This is a genomic window from Streptococcus anginosus subsp. whileyi MAS624, from assembly GCF_000478925.1.
Taxonomy (GTDB): Bacteria; Bacillota; Bacilli; order Lactobacillales; family Streptococcaceae; genus Streptococcus; species Streptococcus whileyi.
Genome location: NZ_AP013072.1, coordinates 1,187,223 through 1,210,444 on the forward strand (window position 1 = coordinate 1,187,223; position 23,222 = coordinate 1,210,444).

Consider the following 23,222-nt stretch of genomic DNA (forward strand, 5'->3'; position numbering starts at 1 on the left):
CTCTTGCAACAAAAACGGCTCAGCACTGGTACGCTTGGAATTTTCCAGAGGCGGAGCTAAGCCGTAATCCTAGCTCTATTCTACGTTTATTTCGATTATTTGTCAATCTCATCTCTCTGTCAAATCGTCCGCCAGCTGGTAAATGGCTTGACGCAGGCTATTCCGGTATTTGATCTTTGAGAGAGCTTGAACAGCGTCATCACTAGCCATGACTTTATAATTGCTGCTGGCTTGGGTCACAATATCTTGTATCTGCCCTGTATCATCCAGATCTTGCTGCCCAAAGCGGTGACGGCTAAACAACTGACGCATTTGACTGCTAGTGATAACATCCGTAATTCCCCACTTCAAACGAAAATCAAGCAGCGTCCGGTCGAGACTGATAATACTTGCCTCTTGAATAATACTCTTGCTATCATCTTCATTCAATTTAGCGGGATAGTGGAACTCACTGCCAGCCGGAGGGAAGTGTCCTTTGATAATCATATCTGCTGCATCCACGATCTGTTGAGCATAGCTCCGATCGTCCAAACCATTGGCAAACTGATTGATTTTTTCCTGTGTTGCTTCTGCCTCTTCTATCCGACCTTCGTGTACCTGATTCAAGAGGGCTTCTACCAATTCTGTCAGATAGTCGTAGTCAACCTGAACATCCTTGATATGCGTCATCCGCAGCTCAATCTGATAGAAAGGAATTTTCTTTGCTTTAGAAAGGTGCGTCTTGAGCTCATTTGTCAAAACAGTCGTCAGCATTACTTCTTGCGTGCTTGTCATGCCCAGAGCTTCAATGAGATCATCTGGGTTATCATAGTCGAAACCTTCTACTACATCACTATCTGGATTATAATCATATTGCTTCAATTTAGCAATGCCAGCATTATAATTCTGAAGCAACTCCAACATTTTTTCCTTTTTCTTTTCAGAAGGTGGAAGTTGGGTGAAAGATTCCGTCATCTCTGACAGAGTTTGAACGATTTGCTTCACTTTGTTAAACAGTTCTCTAAACTCTGGCGCAGTAATGCCATCTTCCTTATTTTGCTCGTGGAGTTCTTTGTCTGATAATTTGGCAGAATCCTTGTTGGCGTAGATAGCCAATGCCTTATTCATCAGCTTTTCATTCTGAGCAGGCCAGCGATAATTCACCACGCGCCCCCATGGTTTTTCCTGCATGTCTGAGACACGATTCGTTCGTGAATATGCCTGTATCAGCCCAGCACCTTTCAACGTGCGATCGACATACAGTGTATTGAGCTCTGGAGCATCAAATCCCGTCAGAAGCTGATCAATCACAATAACAAGATCTAGAAACTGTCCATCTGCGGCCGTTTTATTCAATCGTGAAGTGACATCTTCAGTGTAGCCTGAGACGTTGTCTAAACCAAATTTAGTGCCAAAAGTAGCATTATAAACCTGCATAGCTTCATGTAGCCCTTTATTGGTAGCTACCATGCTATCATTGTTAGAAGCATTAAGGCTGAATGTGACTGCTACTTTCAAAGTTTGACTCTCTTTTCCAGCTTCGAGCAACTCTTGATTAACTCGCTGAAACTCTCTAAAATACATCATCGCCATTGGCGTGCTTGCTTTCCCGCCTCCGACATGAGTAGTCAAGAGAGCATTGTATTTACCGTCACTGGAGCGATTACGCCAGTTAGTAAAAATATCCTTTACAACTTCTTTCACATGGTCTTCATTTTCATCATAAAAGCTGGGTTCCACAGCATCATCCATATCTTCTTGCGAGAGATTGGCGATTTTTTTCTGAATCTGCTCCTCGGACCACATTGGATAGCGTTCCCGATAGAAGGCTGGAAGGTAATTTTCCTTCATTTCTTCTTCGCTAATGGTGGTCTCAAAGTCGACTTTAAATCCTAATACATTGCGATCCGCAATCGCCTCACGGATGGTGTAGGCATGCAGCAGTCTACCAAAAACATCCTCTGTCCGCACTTCTTTTCCCATATCGTCAAACATCGGTGTCCCCGTGTAGCCAACCCAAGCTGCTCGCTTAAAGGCTTTTTGAATATCTGAGAAAGAGCTGCCGCCGGTTGACCGGTGTGCTTCATCTACTACAAAAACTATATTTTTCTCAGGTGATTTAAAGGACTTACGATTGATGAGTGTGTTCAGTTTTTGAATCGATGTGATAACGATACCATTCTCTTTTGATTTTAACTTTCGGCTTAAATCAGTTGTATTTTTTGTATCAAAGATTTTACCATCGTCTTTTTCACCCGCTCCATCTGGATCATAGGCTTGATAATTTTCGGTTGTCTGATTGGTAAGCGCAATCCGGTCTACGACAAAGACAACCTTATCAATCTTAGGCATACGGCTAGCTAGCCATGCTGTTTTAAAGCTGGTAATGGTCTTCCCAGAGCCCGTCGTATGCCAGATATAACCTACTTTATTAGCTCCCATTTCAAAATCAACCTTTTTCAGTCCTTCAATGACCTCCTGAGTGGCATAGACCTGATAGGGACGCATCACTTTTAGCATCTGTTTGTTTTTGGTTCCATCCAAAATCATATAATTGGTCGCCATCTGGTGCGCCATTGGAATAGAGAGCATGGAGTCCGCAAACTCTTTCCAATTTCGAACAATGCTATTGTCACTTTTACGCTGCCAGTTAAAAGCAAAATCCTTGTTAAACTTATCTGCAGTTGTGTTCGCCATGTACTTGACATTATTTGGTGTAATGGCAACTAAAATTTGTACAGTTGAAAAAATATCGCGATATTGATTTTCTTCAATATACTGGTGCATTTGGTTGAGTGCTTCATTGACATCATGAGTATCCTTTTTTTCTTCGATCTGGATAATTGGCAAGCCGTTGATCAGAAGCGTTGTATCAAAACGACGATCCTGCTTTCCAGCAATAACTGCAGGCCGCTCAATCTGACTGACTATCTGATAAATGGTGTCACCTGCCCCAATCTGTCTTTGGTCAAAGACAGTCAAAAATATATGCTGTCCGTCATCTGAGTCAATCCCAATCTCTGAAATGCCATTCAGCCCATACAAAAACTGACCTGCCGCATATGGCGTGTGAAGCTCTGAGATAATCGCCTTCACTTGAGCAAACTCAGTCGTGCTAAGTGGACGTTGCAATCTTTGATAATTGTGCTGCTCCAGTATCTTCTTGAAATTCTCCCAGAGCGCCTCCGTTGTTTTAATGGACGGTTCATAAGTCCATAATTTGGTTTTCGTCACATAATCTGCTATCCGATCATGAACTGTCGAATCACTTGTACCTTGATTAATCGTACCTGTCGACAAATATTCAATAAGTTCTTTCTCAAATTGCGCTTCTTTCATGGCTGCTTGCCTCCTTCAGTTGAAATAGTAATCGTTTCGTTTTGAGTTCTATTAAGTGTTTTTGAAGTGCTTCTAAATGAAGTTGTTTTAAATAGAGTTTTCCTATTAAGGATTGACGCTCAATAGTCGGTAATGCTGGCAATCGTAACTCTTTTACTTGTTTTACTGTGTATTTTAATGTTGAAGAACCTTGTAAACTCAACTGAAATTGATGTTTAATGCTCAAATCTTCATTTAAAAGATAGACGATATAACTTGGTATGACAGGAGTATCTACAACTAATCTAAGATAGTTCTGAGTGATTAAGAAGCCTGCGTGATTCTTCCCGACAATTGCCGCTTTCCCGGATATCAAACTAAACACAATATCTCCTTCTGCAACTGTCAAAACAGGATCAAAGGTCCGAATGCTCTTTGTTTCACTCTGATTCATTTCTATTTGGGATAAATCATTTTCCAGCTCATTTTGTCCGTAGAAAAAATAGAGGGGAGCAGCCTTATCTACAGTTTCTTTAATTCTAAATTGAGGAGATCCACTTTCAAATGTGATGAATTCTGTCACCTTTACCATAAAATTGTGCCTTTCCGAAATTACTATATCTATCGTTACAAAATTATTCTACCACTAATCAAAAATTTGTCAAGTGTTTTTTGTAATTTTAAAAAACTACAAAATAAACAAATTGAAATAGGGCATATCTACTCCGAGATTAGCCATTAGCGATATAAGGATTTGAGAAATTAAAAAGCCCAACTCAATCAAAATAAAAAGTTAGGCTTTTTATTGGTACTATTGTATTGTAAAATAAGATGATTAGTTAAAATACTTGCCCTTTATATACAGACCTATCACCAAAATATTTTCTAATAGAAATATCACAAATACGATTAATTTAACATATTTGTTTGGAAATAACAATGCAATAATTGGTAAGATAAAATAGCTAGCAAGAACAAATAGACTAAATTTTGGAGTTAACATTAGATAACCTTTCAAAAATTATAATAAAGCATTCTTTACATTATATTACTTACATATATAATAATCTTCTTCAAGCGAAAATCAAGCAATTATACCCAATTGTTATTAAAATGTTATCTGAATGAAAACTAACATAGTTATTTTCTGAAATCAAACGAAAATCCTGTTCTCATTTTCTCCCCAGAAATCCTAAAAAGAGATCTACTGTGCTGGCTTCTTGATGATTAAAGAAAAGGCTGGTTTGGGTATCCATACTTGCAATCTTTGTCATATCTTCTGCACTGAGTTCAAAGTCAAAAACATCAATATTTTCCTTCATTCGCTCAAAACGTGAATACTTAGTCAAGCAAACAATTCCCCGTTGAACTTGCCAGCGAACCATGACTTGTGCAGTGGATTTACCATGCTTATCAGCAATACTTTTGAGAATTGGATTGTTGAGAATGTCACCACGACCTTCTGCAAAAGTAGCCCAAGATTCAATTTGCACCTTATTTTTTATCATATTTTCTTGTGCGAATATCTGTTGATTCAGTGGGTGAGTTTCCACTTGATTGACTTGTGGTGTAATTTCATTGAAAGCTACAATGTCGCTGAGACGATCTGGATAGAAATTAGACACACCAATCGCTCGAAGTTTTCCTTCTTTGTAAAGTTGTTCCGAAGCACGGTACACGGTAGGCACCATAATAGTCACCAAAAGGTTGGTGGAGCAACATAAGATCCAGATAATCTAACTCCATTCTGTCAAGAGATTCTAAAACTGAGGCATAAGCCTTGTCGTATCCATAGTTGGATAACCAGACTTTACTAGTGATGAAAAACTCTTTGCGATCAATCCCAGACTCTCTAATCGCCTCGCCTACTTCCTTTTCATTGGCATAGGCTTGAGCAGTATCAAAATGACGATAACCTGCCTTGATAGCATTTAGCACAGCACTCTTGGTATCTTTGGGAGCAATTTGGTACACTCCAAAACCTAAAATTGGAATTTCGACACCGTTGTTTAAGGTTATATTTTGCATGTGATTTCCTCTTTTCGCAATTTTTATCATAAGTATAACGCTCTTTTCAGAAAAAGTACAATAACAAAATTGCAGAGTGGTATGCAAAAAATGAATAGCAAATTATCGTCCGATTCATAATTTATAACAACAAAAAGAGGAGATTAGGATAGATGACCATGATTGTGTCAGCAGCCCTAGGCGTCTGTCCTACTCCTTCTCAATTTCTTTGATTTCGCTGGTTTTGTCTATCTACAAGGCGCTCTTGAACTAAGAAGACAACCTCATCATTGGTTGGCAAGTCCGAGTGCTGGGCATCCGCACCTGTGACTGTGGTTTCAGTATAGTGCGCCGCTTGTCCTTGATAAATATATTTCCCTGCACTCACGCTCGTATCTGGTACCAATTCGTCTGAATCATAAGTAATGGTTCCTGCAACAGAATACATAGCTAAAGTGGTCGGAATATTTTCACGATTTTTAATGAAATCAGCTAACATCTCAGTTTTATTGTTGATATTGGTTTCAGTAAAGTTATAAGGCGTCCCGATTGTCATCAACTTCTTCAATTCCACATCATAGCTGCCGAGGTAATTTTCAATAAAAGCTGTGTAAATTAAACCACCGTTTGAGTGACCCAAGCCCTTAAAATTATTGAAATTGTATTTTCCTTGGAGATTTTCAAAGGCAGTGTCAACCATTTTGGCTTGTTTTTTGATGTTACTATAGCCATCTTTATTATTTTCAAAACCAATCACAATAATTGGCTCATTATCATTCGCTGCGATAGAGCCGCTATATGTAATTCGTCCGTCATTCCAGACCTTAACTTTGAGCAAGCTATGCTTCACGCCGCGACGTCTTTGATTGAGCTTTTGAACCAAGCCATCAAAGCGGTTTTCCGTAGCAGAACTACCTGGTATCATAATGATTGGCGACATCCGAGCATTATAAAATTTAGCAATTTGATCAATATTTTTTCTCGTCCAACTATAAGAGGGAACTGCTAGTCCTATCAAAAAAATTAGAACAATTAGTAGCACTATTTTTACCTTTTTAGTCATGTTCGCCTCCTTTCTGATCCATTTGTCTGAGTTCCTCATGAATCCGGTCATTAAATCTCACAAAGGGGATATAAAGGAGAACATCAATAATAAAAATGAAAATTCCTACTGCTAATGCTCGCAAACTTCCACCTGTCCCAATAAAAGCATAGAGTACACTTGGCGCTCCGCTAGGAACTGGATAAACAGCCGGAGGCATTATTCTAAAATATAGAAAAATACTAGCTACAAAGACATTCAGCATGGGTACGAGGATAAAAGGGATTAAAAATAGAAAGTTGAAAAATATAGGAATCCCAACCATAAAGGCTACACCATGGTTGAAAAGTGAAGGAAAAATACTTTTCAAACTCACATCTCGGTCTTTGTCACTTCGAGATTTCCAGAGAATAGCTACGAGAAGAGCTAAAACTCCGCCCAGACCTGAAAACGTTCCATAAGCATCATACAGATTGGTCGTTGAAAAGAGATAAGGTACCCCTGTTGTAGTATGATGTTTCAAAGCATAATTGAGATTATCCAAGGCAGAGGAGTCATTGACAAACGGCAGGTCATTAAATGAATTACTATTTCCAATCCAAGTACTAAAAGTCCGTAAGGCAGTATTCATTTCAATGACAAAGATATTGTTTCTATTGACAATTAAGCCTGACAAAAAATTTGCAATTGTTGAAAAAACATTGTGTCGATTGCCCAGATTAATGAGAAAACTAACCAAGACAGCCAGAGCAAACGAGCAAAAGATAGGGCGCAACGTTTTAGGGTAATAAATAAAATGCTCATCTACAATGTGGTCATCATTCGGACTTGAAAATCGAAAAATTTGTCCCACCACATAACCAATCAATATCGCAACAATTAGATTGATATTGACAGGAAGATTGATTTTCGTCAAAGCGCCGTCATTTAAAACCACCGAAAATAATTCGCGCGAATTAACTAATAAGCTAAAAATAAAGGCTGTAATCCCAGCTGTCCCCGTACTACGACCATAATAACCAGCTGTGTATTTTGCACTAAAATAAGTCGCTAATGGGCCCGACAGCCCACCTATCAAAGCAGTACAGTTTGTCAAAACCAATCCAATTGTCGAAAAATACGGAAACCAAGAGCGAACGTTGAATAGGTTGTTAATATAACCATTTACTGAAAAAACCGACTCTGACAAAACCATTGTTGTCGTTGTTAGCAAGAAAAAAGGAAATAGTGATACCAAGGTTTTTTGCGTAATTTTAATAAAACTATTCCGTCGAAAAGCAATCATCTTTTTCAGTAAATATTGATTTACAAATTTTTTTCTACCTAATTTATTGAAGATCATAGCTTGATTGTAGCATAGTTGAGACAACAATTCAATTAGACTAAGTAAAAATAACATGCTAAATATTTTGACGAATAACCATAGCAAATATTCAATAGTTTGTAAGTTAAATCTAAAAAGGCTCAGATAAAAATCCAAGCCTTAAAACATTTAAACTTACCCTAATTTTCTTGTAAGATATTTCTGTGATTGTGCGGAAAGAGCACTGATAATCGTTCCCACAGCCCCAGCACCTGTGAACAATAATAGCAAACCAAGATTTGTCCAATAAGAGATATGTACTTCATTGCCATTTAAGATATAATTTATCAGATAAGTAAAAGCGGTAAAAACATCTGCTCTTTCTGCTTTTGCAAGCTGAATTGCATAGTCAAATTGGTGCGCAACCAACATCATGATAAGCATAAAAACAACACTAATCGCGATACCAACTTTAGACAACTTTTTACCTAACAATTCGTACCCTTTTACTGTACAAACTCCCATGACAATTCCTGAGACAACAGCTACATAACCAAGTTGAGCAATCACTAAGGTAACAATTCCCCCTATCAAGCTTCCCAGAAATGCCCCTACTGTACCTGCTAAGATACTTTCTTTTTGATGATCATAAGCTTGATTGGCGATAGACAAATCCGAACTTAATTCCTGAAAGGCTTCTGGTGAAAGAAGCAACAAATTTCCTCCTACCTGATAAACATCCACTTGTCCTGCTTTTCCTGTCTGCTCGCACACATTTGTAAAATTTCTTTCTTTCAAAAAAGAGATAATATCTTGTAAGCCCTGACGAATATGCTCACGTGTTTTTCCTTTGGTCATACATACTTTAATATAAAAGCTTTATTTATACAAATTAACTTGATAGGTTTTCAATGCCTTAGAAGACTTCGTCAACTCTTTAAATTCTTCCAAAGAGGGTAACGCTTCGCCATTTTTTACCGAACAACAAATACGGTATTGATTTTTTTGATTCATTTGTTCAATATAGAAAGTATAACCATCTTTCTGTCCAAAAATAACGGTTGATGTTTCATCAAGCTGCAATCCCAACTCATCCGCAAGTGCCTGCAAATCAAGTTTATTCATAATTACACCCCTTTATATATTCTTTATTTGTTATAGCATACATTTGAATAAATAGACAAGAGGGAATTTTTTGTAAGAATATTAAAAGAGGTTAGGACAAAAATTCCCAACCTAAAAGCATACTATGTAATAAATCAACGATGCAGCGACTGATTGCTCAAAGTACTGCCTTGAGGTGGCAGATAGAGCTTTCCAAGCGGGTTCACTTTTCAAGCTCGGAAGAGCCACTTTTGGCGAAAACTTCGTTTTCCTTATCTGCCACTTCAATAGGTGCTCAGACTATTGAGCAACCTTACGAAAGTAGGATTACGAACTAAATTTTCGTTTCATTAGTTCTGTTCTCCTCCTCTTCACTCTTCTCATTTTTCTACTCGAACGCCTTGGCAATCAACTTGAAGTTCAAAAACTTGTCCTTTAAATTGTTGCTCTTCTATTTTCTCTTTTATCATATTCGACTGTTCTTTTGGTGCTAGAACCATCACAGTAGGTCCTGCTCCTGATAGATAAGTCGCATACGCACCGTTTTTCTTTGCCAACATCTTGATTTTTGGAAATTCCTTAATCAAACCTTGGCGAAAATGCTCATGAAAACGGTCGGACTCAATAGCACGCCCCGCTGTTACCATATCGCCCTTCATTAAAGCGGCAATAGCCACATTCGCTACAGAGCTTGCAGTGACAGCTTCACGATAAGATAAACCTTTTGGAAGAACGCTACGGCTGTCTTTAGTACGCAATTCATAATTTGGAACATAGGCAATAAAGCTTACTTCTGGAAATTCCGTCACTACAGTTGAAACTTTCTCGTTTAAATAACTAGAAATCGTCAAATTACCATAAATAGCAGGTGCTACATTATCTGGATGTCCCTCAATTTTCGTCGCAAAATTCAATTTTTCAGCATTTGACAACTGCAAATTTGCCAATTGATTTGCAAGTTCAATCCCTGCAACAATAACGGAACTAGAAGAACCCAAACCACGCGCTAAAGGAATATCACTTGTCATTTTTAAATGATGAGGTTGAATAGCTGGAGCAATTCTGCGCGCCACTTTAATCAATAAATTCCGTTCATTTGAAGGAATACGCCGCTCCAAATCATGCTCAATTAGCCAACGGTCGATTTCTCCCAAAACTTCAATGGTTAGATATTTACTGACAGCTACACCAACCGAGTCAAATCCCGGACCAATATTTGCGCTCGTTGCAGGTACAATAATTTTCATTTTATTCTCCTAATACTTTGAAGGTGTTCAATAATTTAAAATCAGAAGTTGCCTGCAATTTTCGAGTGACATTTTCTAGCTGCGTTTTGTTGACAGCATGGGTAATAATCACAACACGTGCGGTATTTCCGTCTGTTTCTTGTTGCAGAATTTGTTTAAAGGAGACATTTTCAGCATTAAAAATTTCTGCTAAGCGTAAAACTTGTCCTTTCGCATCAGGTGCCAATATCGAAAAGTAGTACGGGCTCTTACGATCTTCTGGTTTAGCCAGAACTAATTCACGCTGAAACTCATTAAAGGCTTTTCCAACAGTTCCTTCGTTAATCCGTCGAACAATCCGAATAATATCTGCGACAACACTTGTTGCAGTGGGTTTTTGTCCCGCACCTGGACCGTAATACATCGACTCACCAATACCGATAGAGTCTACAAAGATTGCATTCATCACGCCATTCACACTAGCAAGAGGATGAGTTTTTGGTAAAAAGGTCGGTGTGACTTCTGCAGCGAGACCTGATTCCGTTTCTTCAATGGAACCAACTAATTTGACAACATAGCCTAATTGCTGCGCAACCGCTACATCTTCTGGTGTAATATTGCGAATGCCTTGGTGGGCGACATCTTCAAATTTAACCGTCATTCCAAAGGCAAATTGACTTAAAATAACCATTTTATATGCAGCATCAATTCCGTCCACATCATTGGTTGGGTCACTTTCTGCAAATCCAAGTCGTTGTGCTTCAGCAAGTGCCGCCTCATAAGACCAGCCTTCTTCTACCATTTTGGTCATCATGAAGTTGGACGTTCCATTGACCACACCGAGAATACGCGTAATTTTATCAGAAGCTAGGGAATTAACAAGCGTGCGTAAAATCGGAATTCCTCCCGCTACTGTCGCTTCATAATAAAGAGCTACCTTGTGTTTTGCAGCAATCTCAAGCAACTCAGCGCCATGAACTGCCAGCAAGTCTTTATTTGCAGTGACAACATGCTTACCTGCCTCTAACGCTTGAGTGATGAAAGTTTTTGCTGGTTCAATACGCCCCATCAACTCAACAACAATCGTTACTTCTTTATCATTTACAATTTCGTCAATCGTTGTGACAAAATTAAAATGATTTCCTGCTGCTAACAAGCGTTCTTTTTCAGCATCATCTTTTACCAATACTTTCGCAATTTCAATTTCTGAATGAGCTGCTTGCACAATCTTTTCACTATTTTCTTTCAATAAAAATGGAACACCACTAGCAACTGTCCCAAAACCAAGTAAAGCAATTTTAATAGACATGACTACTCCTTGAGATTTTATGCTTTTTATTATAGCAAATAAACTTATTTTTTTCTAGTAAGCAGACTTCAGGATTTTTATAAAAATAATAGAAATCTATTTTAAAAAATTGTGAACGGTTAGTCAGAAATATGGTAAAATATACATAGTGATTTAAAAGTAAAAGGAGTTCCACATAATGGGAAAACATTCTGGTAATCGTTCTGTACGAAATCGTATTCGTAAGAGGAGACAACGGCGTGCTATTATAAGCTTTATCTTATTGGTTGTTCTGGTGATTGCAGGAACATTTATGTGGAAACGCTCTGGAACAAATCTGGCTAATAACCATACAAGAACTGCCACTTCAAAAGTGAGAAAATCTTCTACTTCTCAAGCAACTACTAAAGAAATATCTGGATCTAGTGAAAAAGTAAGCAAAGTGAAATGGATAAAGCAAGATCAGCCTGTTAAATTCCCTATTTTGATGTACCATGCGATTCACAATATGGATCCTTCTGAAGCAGCAAATGCTGGTTTGATTGTCTCGCCTGAAACGTTTGAAAGTCATTTGAAAGCTCTAAAAGACGCTGGCTATTATACTCTCACGCCAAAGGAAGCCTATAAAGTTTTGACTGAAAATGTCCTTCCGAAAAATAAAAAAGTCGTTTGGTTGACCTTTGATGATAGTTTGAGAGATTTTTACACCAATGCTTTCCCACTTCTTCAAAAATACCAAATGCGGGCAACCAATAATGTCATTACTGGTTTTGTCGAAAATGGGCGCGAGGATATGCTGACGCTTGAGCAAATCAAGGAAATGAAGCAAAAGGGAATGTCTTTTGAAGATCATACCGTTAACCATCCGGATTTATCCCTTTCAAGTGCAGAAACACAAACGACAGAATTGCAAGCCTCTAAGCAGTATCTAGACAGCAACCTATCACAAAATACAACGACGGTTGCTTATCCTTCAGGACGTTATAGTGAAACAACGACACAAATTGCTGAAAGCCTCGGCTATAAAATGGGATTGACAACCAACAACGGACTAGCTTCTCTTAATGACGGACTTTTAACCCTCAACCGTGTTCGTATCAATCCAACAACGACTGCACAAGACTTATTAAATGAAATTGCTACAAATTAAAGAATAGGACTTGGCTCAAAAATGAGCAAGTCCTATTCTTTTTTCTTTTGTGCTAATTTCTCACGTTCCAAGCGAAATTTTCGGTTCGGATTGAGTTTGTTAAAAAGTTTTTCGAGATTTTCTTTATTCCAAACGTCAGCTGCAGAAACGAAATTGCCATTTTTATCACGAAAGGATATTGGTTTATCACCCATAAAATCGCTCCTTTTTAGTCTACAAATTCAAATTCAAATTTGCCGATACGAACCAAGTCACCATCTTTAGCACCACGCGCCCGTAATGCTTCGTCTACCCCCATACCACGTAGTTGCCGTGCAAATTTCATGACAGCCTCCTCACGGTCAAAGTTTGTCATGGTAAAGAGTTTTTCCAACTTATCACCAGATAAAACCCAGACAGCGTCATCATCGCGTGAGATTTCAAATGCTGGAGTATCTTCATCAAAGCCATAGTAGGCTTCTTCTTCCATTTCGGACTCATCATAAAGCAGAAATTCAGGTGTTTTATCAAGCAATTCTGCAGTTGCATCCAAAAGCGTTGACAAGCCTTGTTTCGTCAAACTTGAAATTGGAAAAATCTGTGGCAGTTCATCAAATTCATCATAATTTGCTACTAATTTTTCTTTAAAGACTTTTAGATTCTCTGCACTTTCAGGCATGTCCATTTTATTAGCAACAATAATCTGTGGACGTTCCATTAAGCGAAGATTGTAGGATTCCAATTCCTTATTGATAGCAAGATAATCTTCGTAAGGATCACGTCCTTCACTAGCTGACATATCAATGACATGCAAGATGACACGAGTTCGCTCAATATGGCGAAGGAATTGTGTTCCAAGTCCTACACCTTGGCTGGCTCCTTCAATCAAGCCAGGCAGGTCTGCCACAGCAAAGGATTCACCGGACTGCGTCCGAACCATTCCAAGATTAGGTACAATAGTTGTGAAATGATAAGCGCCAATTTTCGGCTTAGCAGAAGTGATAACACTCAAAAGAGTGGATTTCCCAACAGACGGAAACCCAACCAAACCAACATCTGCCAAAATTTTCAGTTCCAACTGGAGTTCACGCTCTTGTCCCGGTTCACCGTTTTCAGAAATTTCTGGTGCTGGATTTTTAGGCGTCGCAAAGCGAATATTGCCACGACCGCCACGACCGCCACGAGCTACGACGAACTTTTGCTCATTTTCAATCAAGTCTGTCAGGATTTTCCCTGTTTCAGCATCACGAACGGTTGTCCCTTGTGGTACATGAACAATCAAATCTTCTGCACCACGACCGTGCATTCCCTTGGTCATTCCCTTCTCACCAGACTGAGCCTTAAAATGACGATTGTAGCGAAAATCCATCAAAGTGCGAAGCCCTTCATCTACGACAAAAACAACATTGCCGCCACGACCACCGTCACCGCCCCAAGGTCCACCATTTGGGACATACTTTTCACGGCGGAAAGCTACCATGCCATCACCGCCATTGCCAGCCTTGACTTTTATCTTAGCTGTATCCAAAAACATACTCATATTTTTCTCTTCTCTCGTTTTTCACTCTAAAAAAACGCTCTTTCAAGCGTTTGAGGATTAGAAATTGCTCAAAGCACCAAGTGCACTTGCAAAGATTGCTCCAACCGTTACCAATAACATGATAACAACTACAATCAAAGTCAATTTTTCAAATCCTGTTTTTTTCCGTTGTCCATTATCACCAAAAGCCACGATATTACCTCTATGTATTTAATTTGTTCTCTTAATTGTAACATGAAGGTGAGAGTTTTTCAAATGCTAGCTGAAAAGAATGCATTTCAATTGCAAATTTCCGCAAAGAAAAATCCAGCAAAGTTCCTACTGGATTTTGGTATCAAACATTGTAACTATCAGGATTGTCAAAGACTGTTTTCAAGTTGTTTCTATCATTATCTTAACATAAGCCAACTCACCCTATTATCATAAAATGAGCATTATTTCACAAGACCTATAGACTCAATGAAGCGCATAAAAGCCGCTTGCCCCTCTTTTGTTCGCTTGTAAACACCCGCATCTTCCAAGACGCTTTTAAAAATCCGACCGACTGAAGCGCGCACGATTGTTTGCGCTGATTCTAGTGTTGCATCTGGATGATGAGCTTTTAACTGGTCAGCCCATGCCTGATGATAAGGAGCCACTTCTTCTCTTTGTCCCAAAAGAAATTCTTCAACTTCTTTTAATTCATTTTTCAAACGAGGTGGGAGAATCGCCAAACCCATGACCTCAATCAAGCCAATATTTTCTTTCTTGATGTGCTGAACATCTTTATGAGGATGATAAATACCATCTGGATGCTCTTTTGACGTTTGATTGTCCCGCAGAACCAAATCTAACTCAAACTTACCATTTTTTTGACGTGCTATTGGAGTAACCGTATGATGTAGTTCACCATTTGACTCAGCTACAATCTGAACAGTCGAATCGGAGTAACTGCACCATTTCTGTAAAATTTTATCCGCCAAATCTATCAATACGGATTTATCAGTTGATTGCAACCTTAAAACCGACATGGGCCAGTTGACAATACCAGCTTCTACATTTTCAAAACCTGCAAAGATGAAAGTTTTGTCCAGCTCTGCCTTTTCCATAGGAAAAGTATGTCGTCCACCTTGATAATGGTCGTGAGTGAGAATGGAGCCTCCTACGATAGGAAGATCCGCATTGGAGCCTGCAAAATAACCCGGAAAAGTCTCTACAATGTCCAAAAGACGTTCAAAAGTAGCACGACTGATAGCCATAGGAGTATGCTTGCTATCTAAAAAGATACAATGCTCATTAAAATATGCATAGGGCGAATACTGAAAGCCCCATTCTCGTCCGGCTAAATCAAAGCGGATAATTCGATGATTCACTCGCGCTGGATGATCTAGTCGCCCTTGATACCCTTCATTTTCAAAACAAAGCTGGCAGGCTGGATAGTGGCTCGTCTTGGCTTTCTTAGCTGCTGCAATTTCCTTGGGATCTTTTTCTGGCTTAGAAAGATTGATCGTCATCTCCAAATCACCATATTCAGTCGGTATTTGATAGGCAATATTCTTAGCAATGGCTTTGACCTTGATATAATCATTGCGCTTACTAAGCTCATAAAAATCAGCAATAGCCCGCTTGGGATCTTGTTCATAAGTCTGCCAAAATTGCTGATTGAGCTGACCGGGTGCTGGCGTGACTAAATTCATCAACTCTGCCCCAAGAATATCCTGTTCTGCAAGAGTTGAGCCGATTTTTCCAACTGCTAAAGCAACTTCTAGTAAATCATCTTTGAGATCAATTAAGCTGGTTGCTGCTGTCTCTTGCTTTGCAGCTTCTTCTCCAACCAGACTCATGACGCGATTTGCTAGATAAATCCGGTCGATTTCTGTAAAAGAGCTATTTGCTATGACCTCCGTTACAAAGGCATTCAGTAAATTTCGTGCCATTGATTTTCCTTTCTTTTATAGAAAGGGCTGAAATTCTCGTCAGCCCTCATTACTATTATGTAAAACGCTTGCTTAATCCAATACGCGACTGCCACCAGCAATTTCAGCAATATAGAAGCTCGGTGCATAACCTACGACTTCTTCATATTTTTGACCAACATTTTTTTGAAAAGCTTCCACTGCGTCTTTACGAACCAAAGCAATGGCACAACCGCCAAATCCTGCTCCTGTCATGCGGGCGCCCAGCACTCCTTCTTGCTCCCATGCAGTATGAGCCAAGGTATCCAACTCTAATCCTGTGACTTCATAATCATGTTCAAGTGAGACATGAGATGCATTCATTAAGCGACCGAATTTTTCCAAATCGCCAGCTTGCAATGTAGCTTGAGCTTGAAGTGTCCGTTGATTTTCCAACACAGCGTGACGAGCGCGTTTGAGTCGATTTTCATCTTGAATTAGGTAGCTGTATTTATCAAAATCCCACTCATTTAATTCACCCAAGGTTGCAATAGAGAGTTTTTGTTTTAATTCCTCGACTGCTTTTTCACACTCTGCACGGCGTTCATTGTATTTGGAGTCTGCTAGTTCACGACGCTTGTTTGTATTCATGATGACAACCACATTGTCTTTGAGATCAAGCGGTACCAAGTCGTATTCGAGCGTGTTCGTATCTAAGTAAATTGCCCGTTGATCTGCTCCCATGCCAATGGCAAACTGATCCATGATTCCAGAATTAACACCGATAAATTCGTTCTCTGTTTGTTTACCGATTTTTACTAAATCTAAACGGTCTAATTTTAAATTAAACAGTTTCTCTACAATAATTCCTGTCAGTAGCTCTAAAGAAGCAGATGAAGAGAGACCCGAACCATTTGGGATATTTCCAAAAACATAGACATCCATCCCTTTATCAATAACATGTCCTGCTTTTTGCAAGAAATGAAGTACCCCTTTTGGATAATTCGTCCAATTATGCGCTTTTTCAAAACGAAGATCTTCTAGCGGCACCTCAATAATTCCCTTGTCTTCAAAGTTTGCTGAGTAAAAACGAAGTAAGTTATCGTCACGCTTGCGCGCTGCCCCATAAGTTCCTAGCGAAATAGCTGCCGGAAAGACGTGACCACCATTGTAATCTGTATGTTCACCAATCAGGTTAATGCGTCCCGGTGAAAAGAATGTGTGATCTGCTTCTGCCCCAAAAACTGTTGCAAAATCTGAACGTAATTGTTGAATAGAAAGAGTTGTTGACATAAAAAGTCTCCTTTTGTTTTGTTAGGTCTTGTAACCGTTTTATTATCTTTATTATAAAATATCATTAGTAAAATTTCAAGTATTTTAGTAAATTTTTACCAACATTTTATCAATCAAGTTGTAAAAAATAATACTCATCAATCTTTCATACTAAACTTTAGGAAATTTACTAAATATTTTTGTATTTTACTAATTTTTAAGATATAATAGACATATTCTTTAAAGAAATTAGGAAACAATCATGGCAACAATTAAAGATATTGCAAAAAGTGCTGGTGTCTCTCCAGCAACTGTATCACGCGTTTTAAATCACGACCAATCCATGTCTGTGAGTGACGAGACTCGCCAAAAGATATTTGACATTGCAGAAGAATTAGAATATAAAAAAACAAAAAGAGGAAGCAAGCGAAATTCCCAAAACCGCAGAATTGCGATTGTAGAATGGTACACAGAAGAGGAGGAACTAGACGACCTCTACTACTATGCCATTCGTCTTGGGGTAGAGAAAAAAGCTCAAGAATTGGCCTATGATGTTATGCGCTTTTTCAATAATGAAGAATTAAATCATCTCGATCAAGTTGACGGCATCATCGCGATTGGAAAATTTAGCACTCAAAAAATTAAAGAACTAGAACTCTATACAAAACACCTTGTTTTTATTGATAGCAATACACTTGCCTATGGACATAGCTGTGTGATGGCTGACTTTGAAAATTCTGTTATAGCTGTTCTTAATCACTTTTTAGAAAAGCAACACCAACAAATTGGACTGCTGATTGGGCAAGAACAGACTTCTGACAAAACCACTATCCTATCTGATCCACGCTTAGTAACCTTTAAAAATTTTCTAACTGAAAAACAACTCTATCAAGAAAAATATGTCAAAATAGGAAACTTTTCATCTGAATCAGGTTATTCTATGATGAAAGAATTGATTGAAAATTTAGGTGACCAATTTCCAACTGCATTTTTCATGGCAAGTGACGCCTTAGCTGTTGGCGCCCTTCGAGCACTTCAAGAAGCGGACATCCCTGTACCAGATCGTGTTAGTTTGATTGCTTTTAACGATACATCTATTGCAAAGTACGTCTATCCACCACTCAGTACGGTTACTGTCTTTACAGAAGAAATGGGCAGACAAGGCTTGCAACTGCTGCACGAGGAATTTCAACATCCTGGCTCGACCATTCCACGCATGGTAACACTTGCTACCACCCTAACCCTTAGAAAGAGCAGTTTATAGAAATGAAAACATACGAAATTTTATTTGACATTTTAAGTCGAGAATCTGACTATATCAGTGGTGAAAAATTAGCACAGGAGTTAGGAATTTCACGCACTTCTATCTGGAAAGCCATTCAACATTTGGAAAAAGAAAGCATTCATATTGAATCGATAAAAAATAAAGGCTATAAGCTCCTTTCAGGTGATTTATTGATTGCTAAAAAAATCGAAGAAACTGCTCCCATTCAAGTTTCCTTCAATCCAAACTGCAAATCCACTCAACTTGATGCCAAAGCAGGAATTGAAGCTGGTAATCCTGCCAACACGCTCTATCTGGCTTCTTCTCAGACAGCCGGTCGTGGACGCTTTGGCAGAAGTTATTTTGCTCCAGTTCAAGGCGGGATTTATATGTCTCTTCACTTGAAACCCAATCTCCCTTTTCAACAAATTCCCGCCTATACTATCCTGACTGCTGGAGCCATTTATAAGGCTATTAAAGACCTCACTTTAATGGAAATGGACATTAAATGGGTCAATGACATTTGCTACAAGGGCAAGAAAATAGCCGGCATTTTAACCGAAGCTATTACTTCTGTCGAGACGGGCTTAGTCACTGATGTGATTATTGGAGTGGGCATCAATTTCGCAATCTCTGATTTTCCGAAAGAGTTAAAAAATAGGGCTGCCTCTCTCTTCCACGAAAAGCAACCTATCACACGCAATGAACTCATTGCTGAAATTTGGAAAGATTTTTATGAATGTGATCCAGACGAGCTGATTTACCTTTACAAACAACACTCCCTTGTCTTAGGTCGGACAGTCACTTTTTGCCAAAATGACAAAGACTACAAAGGAGTTGCCAAGGAAATATCAGATACCGGGCAGCTATTGATCCAATTAGATACCGGACAAGAAATGTGGCTAAACAGCGGTGAAGTTTCTTTAACAAGTTGGTAAATAAAAGAAGGAGATAAATTGAATAAACATCAACTTGTCTCCTTCTTTTTTCGGCACAAAATCAATGACCTTTGTGCTTTTCTTTGCGTTTTTGCTGTTTTAATTGGAATTTTCTATTTTGCATATATTCTTTTTGAGCTTTCAATCTGGAACGTTTAGCTTGTTTATCTAACTCTTGTTGCAGTTTTAGTGCATCTTGTGATTTCGTTGAGCGTTTTTCACGCTTCATTTCTTTTTTTGCTAATCGCTGCAAGCGTTTGGGATTTGCACAATGTCTTTTTTTCTTTAGTGCAACAGCCGGGCTAAATTGTAGTTGTGAAAACTTCTGATTAACAAATTCCAAAACCTCGTTCATCTGGGGTTCAACTCCAAATGTCACCCGACAAACAGACAAACCTTGAGCATTTTCTTGCTCAAATAAGCCATAATAAAAGCCATTTTCAAAGTATATGGTCAATTCTAATGAAACATGTTCCATACAGCATCCTCCTTAAATACATTACAAAGAAGGGACAACCAAGGAGGAGGGTTACTGATAGTCGTGACCTACTTCAATTGTCATTAGAAAAACAAATCTAGCATTTCACGAATATATTCGGACTACCAACCGAAACTGTGTTTTTATCTTTGCACTTTTATTCTATCGCAAGTAGAATATTTTTTCAAATTGAAAAGAAAAGGTTGAGGATTTTTGCCCCAACCTTTCTTGTTATTTTTTACGTTTGATATGTTTGTCAATTTCGTCCACTATTTTACCCATGACATAGCTCACCTGTAAATTGCGAATCACTAAAAGTGCCCAGAAAACAGCGAATAAATAGTGTCCTGACATCATTGCTTCGTTAAAAAAATACGTTTCAATTGCTGTGAAGAAAGCTGTTGTAAGAAATTGTTGTCTTGTCATGATTCTATTATAGCACGAAACAGCAGAAAAATCTAAATTCAGTCCTCCTGAACGGTAATTTTTTCCGCTAAGAAATCAAATCCTTCTGGAATGACTGTATTCTCCTTTTCTTCAGCTTGTGGTGCGTTTTCTCCACGCGCTTTAGCCGAAAATTCAGCCCGAATCTCTATCCAATCCGTCATAGAAACCGCCAAGATGTCTGGTGAAAATCCAGCCGCATTGCTCAAGAGATTTCCAAACATGGTGTTGAGATTTTCCCGTTTCATGGTTTGTTCTGCATTAAAGCTCGACTCAAATGCCAGAATAGCGTGGTTTTCGTTAGCTGCGACGGGTTGTGAGCCGACTAAAAGTGCCTTATCTGCTCCGGCTAAACTTTCAATAATTTCTCCCCAAGCATTCTGCAACTTGGTTAAATTACTGCGAGCCAGGCTAGGATTTTCAACTGCTTCTTGCAGAATGGCATTCACTTTATGGCGGTCTACTCGATAACCCTTGCTTGTTTTGGCTGGGTGTGTTGTATGTACTGGCTTACTAGGTGCAGAACTTGACTGCAAACTTGCCAATTGATTCTTAAGCTGGTTGATTTCTTCTTTGAGCGTTTCTATCTCGCCTGCTATATTGGAGGGTAATTCTGCTTTATCTTGCCCTTCTGCCAGTCGAATGGTCATCATTTCTGTATAAATTTTGGGTTGCAAGCTGTTCTTGATTTCCGCAAGGCTCTTCGTTGCAATCTCAATCAACTCAAACAATCTTTCCTGCGGAGTCTTGAGGTTTTCTAAAAAGCTTTCACTCGTATGCGTATTTTCTCCACCCGTTTTAACGATGAGCAAATCTCTAAAATAGTGCAGCAGGTCTGTGACAAAGCGAGCCATATTTTTGCCGCTGTCGAATATGACATCAAGATTTTTTAATGCCACTGACGTATCATGCGCTAATACAGCTGCTACATACGCGTCTAATGCTCCTAAACTGATAGAACCCGTGATTTCTTCAGAAATAGCCGTTGTCAGCTGATTGTCTTGGGTTAGGCTGAGAGCTTGATCCAAGATAGATAGAGCGTCTCGCATACCGCCTTCTGCTCGTCTTGCGATAATCTGCACCGCTTCATTTTCAAAGTCAATATTTTCTTGCTGCAAAATCCACTCAATGTGCTCTACAATATCTTTGGTTTTAATCGACTTGAACTCAAAGCGCTGAACACGCGAAAGAATGGTTGCTGGTATTTTATGCAGTTCTGTCGTTGCTAAAATAAAGACGACATTTTCTGTCGGCTCTTCCAAAGTCTTAAGAAGCGCATTAAAAGCGCCCGTTGAGAGCATGTGAACCTCATCAATAATATAAACCTTGTGCTTCGCTAGACTGGGAGCGTAAGTAGATTTATCACGAATATCTCGGATTTCGTCCACACCATTATTGGAAGCCGCGTCAATCTCGATGACATCTTCTAGGCTTCCTTCGGTAATGGCTTGGCAAATATAGCACTCATTGCAAGGCTCGCCACCCTTTTGGTTAGGGCAATTCATCGCCTTAGCGAAAATCTTAGCTACGCTGGTCTTCCCAGTTCCTCTGGGACCTGAAAAGAGATAGGCATGACTGATCTTATCTTGTTCAACTGCCTGCCGCAAGGTTGTCGCCACAACCTCCTGACCGACTAGCTGACCAAAGGTTTGGCTTCTATATTTTCGATATAAAGCTTGATACATTAGGCTTTGTCTCCAAACATTTCAAAATTCCAACTTGTTTTCTCTAGTAAGAGAGCCACAAAATTTTCCAGATATTCTCGGTCAATCTCATCATAATCTGCCACCAGATGAGAATCCAAATCCAACACCCCTACTAGGCTGTCGTTTTTGACCATTGGTACTACAATCTCGCTGCGAGCTCTGCTATCACAGGAAATGTAATTGCCATGTTGGGTCACATCTTCTACAATCATCGTCTGCCGTTTGGCTGCTGCTTCACCGCAGACTCCTTTTCCTAGCGCAATATGTACACAGGAGACACCACCTTGAAAAGGTCCTAAAATCAACTCGTTTCCGTCATAAAGATAAAAGCCAGTAAAGACAGAATGAGGCAAGGCTTGGTTTAGCAGGGCAGAGCTGTTTGAGAGATTCGCCAACGCATTGCTTTCGCCCTCTAGTAATGCTTCAAGCTGCGCTAAAAGTAATTGATAATTTGAAATTTTTTCTGATTGATTCATACTTTCTATTATATCAAAAAAACAGCCTCGTGACTGTTTTTTCGCAAGTGGACAAATCATTCTTCTTATTTCCCTTTCCAATACATAGAAATATCATCCCAAAAGTTCTTTACTAGCTGCTGGTGATAGACTTTAGAAGCAGTTGAATGTTTCACTTTCTGCCAAAGAATAGCTGCAACTTTAAGTTTTTGTTGGAAAGTAGCATTATTTTTATCAGCACAGAAATCTTTGACAAATTGATTCCATTGACAGCTGGTATTGTCATACTTAGCGTAAGTTGATTGACCTTGATAAATTGCTAACATATCTCGCAGTGTAAACTCGACATCCTTTTCTGCTTTTACCTTCCGCCAAGCTGCCGCCATGTCCGCTGTAAACTTGAATGAACTAACACCTGTCTGCTGGGCGAAAAACTCCCGAAAGCGGGTATTAAAGGCAAAACCACAGGATAACAAGGGCGTGTCTAAAGTAAGCTCTATGCCTTGCTTTTTCTTGGTTTTTAAAGGAACTTTCTTCTGAACAACATTCCCTGCAAAATACTGTTTGATTTCCTCTTCTAGCTCTGTTTTGATACCTGAATACTCCAATCCCAATTGTTTACAAATATCTGCTAATTCTGTACGATACCAATAATATTGTGAAAACTCTTGATAGGTTTTCATCGTTGTAAAATCTGGTCTATCTTTCATTGCATGTATCCCTTTTTTCTTTCTCTATGACCTATTATACCACCAGTAAAGTAATTCCTCAAAAATGATAGATTTGTCAATTTATAGAAGATCGTCCGACCCTCGGATGGAGCAAGCTACTTTTACTTGAAGCAATCTGACCCTC

19 protein-coding genes and 2 pseudogenes are annotated in these 23,222 nt (G+C 39.0%); 3 read left to right on the forward strand and 18 right to left on the reverse strand.

Features of this window, described 5'->3' with window-relative positions:
- Positions 1 to 108: 108 nt before the first annotated feature.
- The 8 genes and pseudogenes from ANG_RS06030 to ANG_RS06065 form a co-directional block, all read right to left on the reverse strand.
- Entirely contained in the window at positions 109 to 3,318 is a 3,210-nt protein-coding gene (locus tag ANG_RS06030; protein ID WP_025271798.1) for a type I restriction endonuclease subunit R, read from the reverse strand.
- Complete coding sequence (locus tag ANG_RS06035) at positions 3,299 to 3,889, reverse strand: restriction endonuclease subunit S domain-containing protein (protein ID WP_003024292.1); 591 nt, start codon at positions 3,887 to 3,889, stop codon at positions 3,299 to 3,301. The genes ANG_RS06030 and ANG_RS06035 overlap by 20 nt, the downstream gene beginning before the upstream one ends.
- A gap of 580 nt (positions 3,890 to 4,469) precedes the next feature.
- Positions 4,470 to 5,325, reverse strand: a pseudogene (locus ANG_RS06040) (aldo/keto reductase).
- 199 nt (positions 5,326 to 5,524) lie between these two features.
- Positions 5,525 to 6,367, reverse strand: coding sequence for an alpha/beta hydrolase (locus ANG_RS06045; protein ID WP_003036768.1), 843 nt, complete (start codon positions 6,365 to 6,367; stop codon positions 5,525 to 5,527).
- Entirely contained in the window at positions 6,360 to 7,688 is a 1,329-nt protein-coding gene (locus tag ANG_RS06050; RefSeq protein ID WP_025271799.1) for a PTS sugar transporter subunit IIC, read from the reverse strand. Before ANG_RS06050 ends, ANG_RS06045 begins: the two co-directional genes overlap by 8 nt.
- A gap of 156 nt (positions 7,689 to 7,844) precedes the next feature.
- Positions 7,845 to 8,774, reverse strand: a pseudogene (locus ANG_RS06055) (hypothetical protein).
- Positions 8,775 to 9,133: 359 nt separating this feature from the next.
- Positions 9,134 to 10,000: a homoserine kinase gene (gene thrB / locus ANG_RS06060; protein ID WP_025271800.1), complete on the reverse strand. Its 867-nt coding sequence runs from the start codon at positions 9,998 to 10,000 to the stop codon at positions 9,134 to 9,136.
- A 1-nt stretch (position 10,001) separates the two neighbouring features.
- Positions 10,002 to 11,288 carry a homoserine dehydrogenase gene (locus ANG_RS06065; RefSeq protein ID WP_025271801.1) on the reverse strand — a complete coding sequence of 429 codons (1,287 nt, stop codon included), beginning with the start codon at positions 11,286 to 11,288 and terminating at the stop codon, positions 10,002 to 10,004.
- Between the two features lie 178 nt (positions 11,289 to 11,466).
- On the opposite strand from ANG_RS06065, the gene ANG_RS06070 reads away from it, so the two are divergent.
- Complete coding sequence (locus ANG_RS06070) at positions 11,467 to 12,417, forward strand: polysaccharide deacetylase family protein (protein ID WP_003036720.1); 951 nt, start codon at positions 11,467 to 11,469, stop codon at positions 12,415 to 12,417.
- A gap of 32 nt (positions 12,418 to 12,449) precedes the next feature.
- On the opposite strand, the gene ANG_RS11105 is transcribed toward ANG_RS06070, so the two are convergent.
- The 5 genes from ANG_RS11105 to ANG_RS06090 all read right to left on the reverse strand — a co-directional run bounded on the left by ANG_RS11105 (position 12,450) and on the right by ANG_RS06090 (position 17,103).
- Positions 12,450 to 12,611 (reverse strand): hypothetical protein, encoded by a 162-nt coding sequence (locus tag ANG_RS11105; RefSeq protein WP_025271802.1) that lies wholly within the window; start codon positions 12,609 to 12,611, stop codon positions 12,450 to 12,452.
- A gap of 14 nt (positions 12,612 to 12,625) precedes the next feature.
- Complete coding sequence (gene obgE / locus ANG_RS06080; protein ID WP_020999630.1) at positions 12,626 to 13,936, reverse strand: GTPase ObgE; 1,311 nt, start codon at positions 13,934 to 13,936, stop codon at positions 12,626 to 12,628.
- 57 nt (positions 13,937 to 13,993) lie between these two features.
- A complete protein-coding gene (locus ANG_RS10715) occupies positions 13,994 to 14,128 on the reverse strand; it encodes a DUF4044 domain-containing protein (RefSeq protein WP_003024272.1) in 135 nt (44 codons plus the stop codon).
- A 242-nt stretch (positions 14,129 to 14,370) separates the two neighbouring features.
- Positions 14,371 to 15,852, reverse strand: coding sequence for a UDP-glucose--hexose-1-phosphate uridylyltransferase (gene galT, locus ANG_RS06085; RefSeq protein WP_003036692.1), 1,482 nt, complete (start codon positions 15,850 to 15,852; stop codon positions 14,371 to 14,373).
- Positions 15,853 to 15,924: 72 nt separating this feature from the next.
- The gene (locus ANG_RS06090) at positions 15,925 to 17,103 is read right to left on the reverse strand and encodes a galactokinase (RefSeq protein ID WP_003036724.1); all 1,179 of its coding nucleotides are present in this window, start codon (positions 17,101 to 17,103) and stop codon (positions 15,925 to 15,927) included.
- Between the two features lie 241 nt (positions 17,104 to 17,344).
- On the opposite strand from ANG_RS06090, the gene ANG_RS06095 reads away from it, so the two are divergent.
- Together ANG_RS06095 and birA are read left to right on the forward strand one after the other, a co-directional pair.
- The gene (locus ANG_RS06095) at positions 17,345 to 18,346 is read left to right on the forward strand and encodes a LacI family DNA-binding transcriptional regulator (protein ID WP_003036635.1); all 1,002 of its coding nucleotides are present in this window, start codon (positions 17,345 to 17,347) and stop codon (positions 18,344 to 18,346) included.
- A 2-nt stretch (positions 18,347 to 18,348) separates the two neighbouring features.
- Complete coding sequence (gene birA, locus ANG_RS06100; protein ID WP_003036860.1) at positions 18,349 to 19,284, forward strand: bifunctional biotin--[acetyl-CoA-carboxylase] ligase/biotin operon repressor BirA; 936 nt, start codon at positions 18,349 to 18,351, stop codon at positions 19,282 to 19,284.
- 61 nt (positions 19,285 to 19,345) lie between these two features.
- Here the strand turns inward: birA and ANG_RS06105 are convergent, their stop codons facing one another.
- The 5 genes from ANG_RS06105 to ANG_RS06125 all read right to left on the reverse strand — a co-directional run bounded on the left by ANG_RS06105 (position 19,346) and on the right by ANG_RS06125 (position 23,077).
- Positions 19,346 to 19,762: a YjdF family protein gene (locus ANG_RS06105; RefSeq protein WP_003036787.1), complete on the reverse strand. Its 417-nt coding sequence runs from the start codon at positions 19,760 to 19,762 to the stop codon at positions 19,346 to 19,348.
- A 231-nt stretch (positions 19,763 to 19,993) separates the two neighbouring features.
- The gene (locus ANG_RS06110) at positions 19,994 to 20,188 is read right to left on the reverse strand and encodes a DUF3272 family protein (protein WP_003024260.1); all 195 of its coding nucleotides are present in this window, start codon (positions 20,186 to 20,188) and stop codon (positions 19,994 to 19,996) included.
- A gap of 38 nt (positions 20,189 to 20,226) precedes the next feature.
- Positions 20,227 to 21,891 carry a DNA polymerase III subunit gamma/tau gene (gene dnaX, locus ANG_RS06115; RefSeq protein WP_003036733.1) on the reverse strand — a complete coding sequence of 555 codons (1,665 nt, stop codon included), beginning with the start codon at positions 21,889 to 21,891 and terminating at the stop codon, positions 20,227 to 20,229.
- On the reverse strand, positions 21,891 to 22,388 hold the full coding sequence (locus tag ANG_RS06120; protein ID WP_003031196.1) for a GAF domain-containing protein: 498 nt from the start codon (positions 22,386 to 22,388) through the stop codon (positions 21,891 to 21,893). Before ANG_RS06120 ends, dnaX begins: the two co-directional genes overlap by 1 nt.
- A gap of 65 nt (positions 22,389 to 22,453) precedes the next feature.
- Positions 22,454 to 23,077 (reverse strand): SAP domain-containing protein, encoded by a 624-nt coding sequence (locus ANG_RS06125; protein WP_003036853.1) that lies wholly within the window; start codon positions 23,075 to 23,077, stop codon positions 22,454 to 22,456.
- Positions 23,078 to 23,222 lie beyond the last annotated feature (145 nt).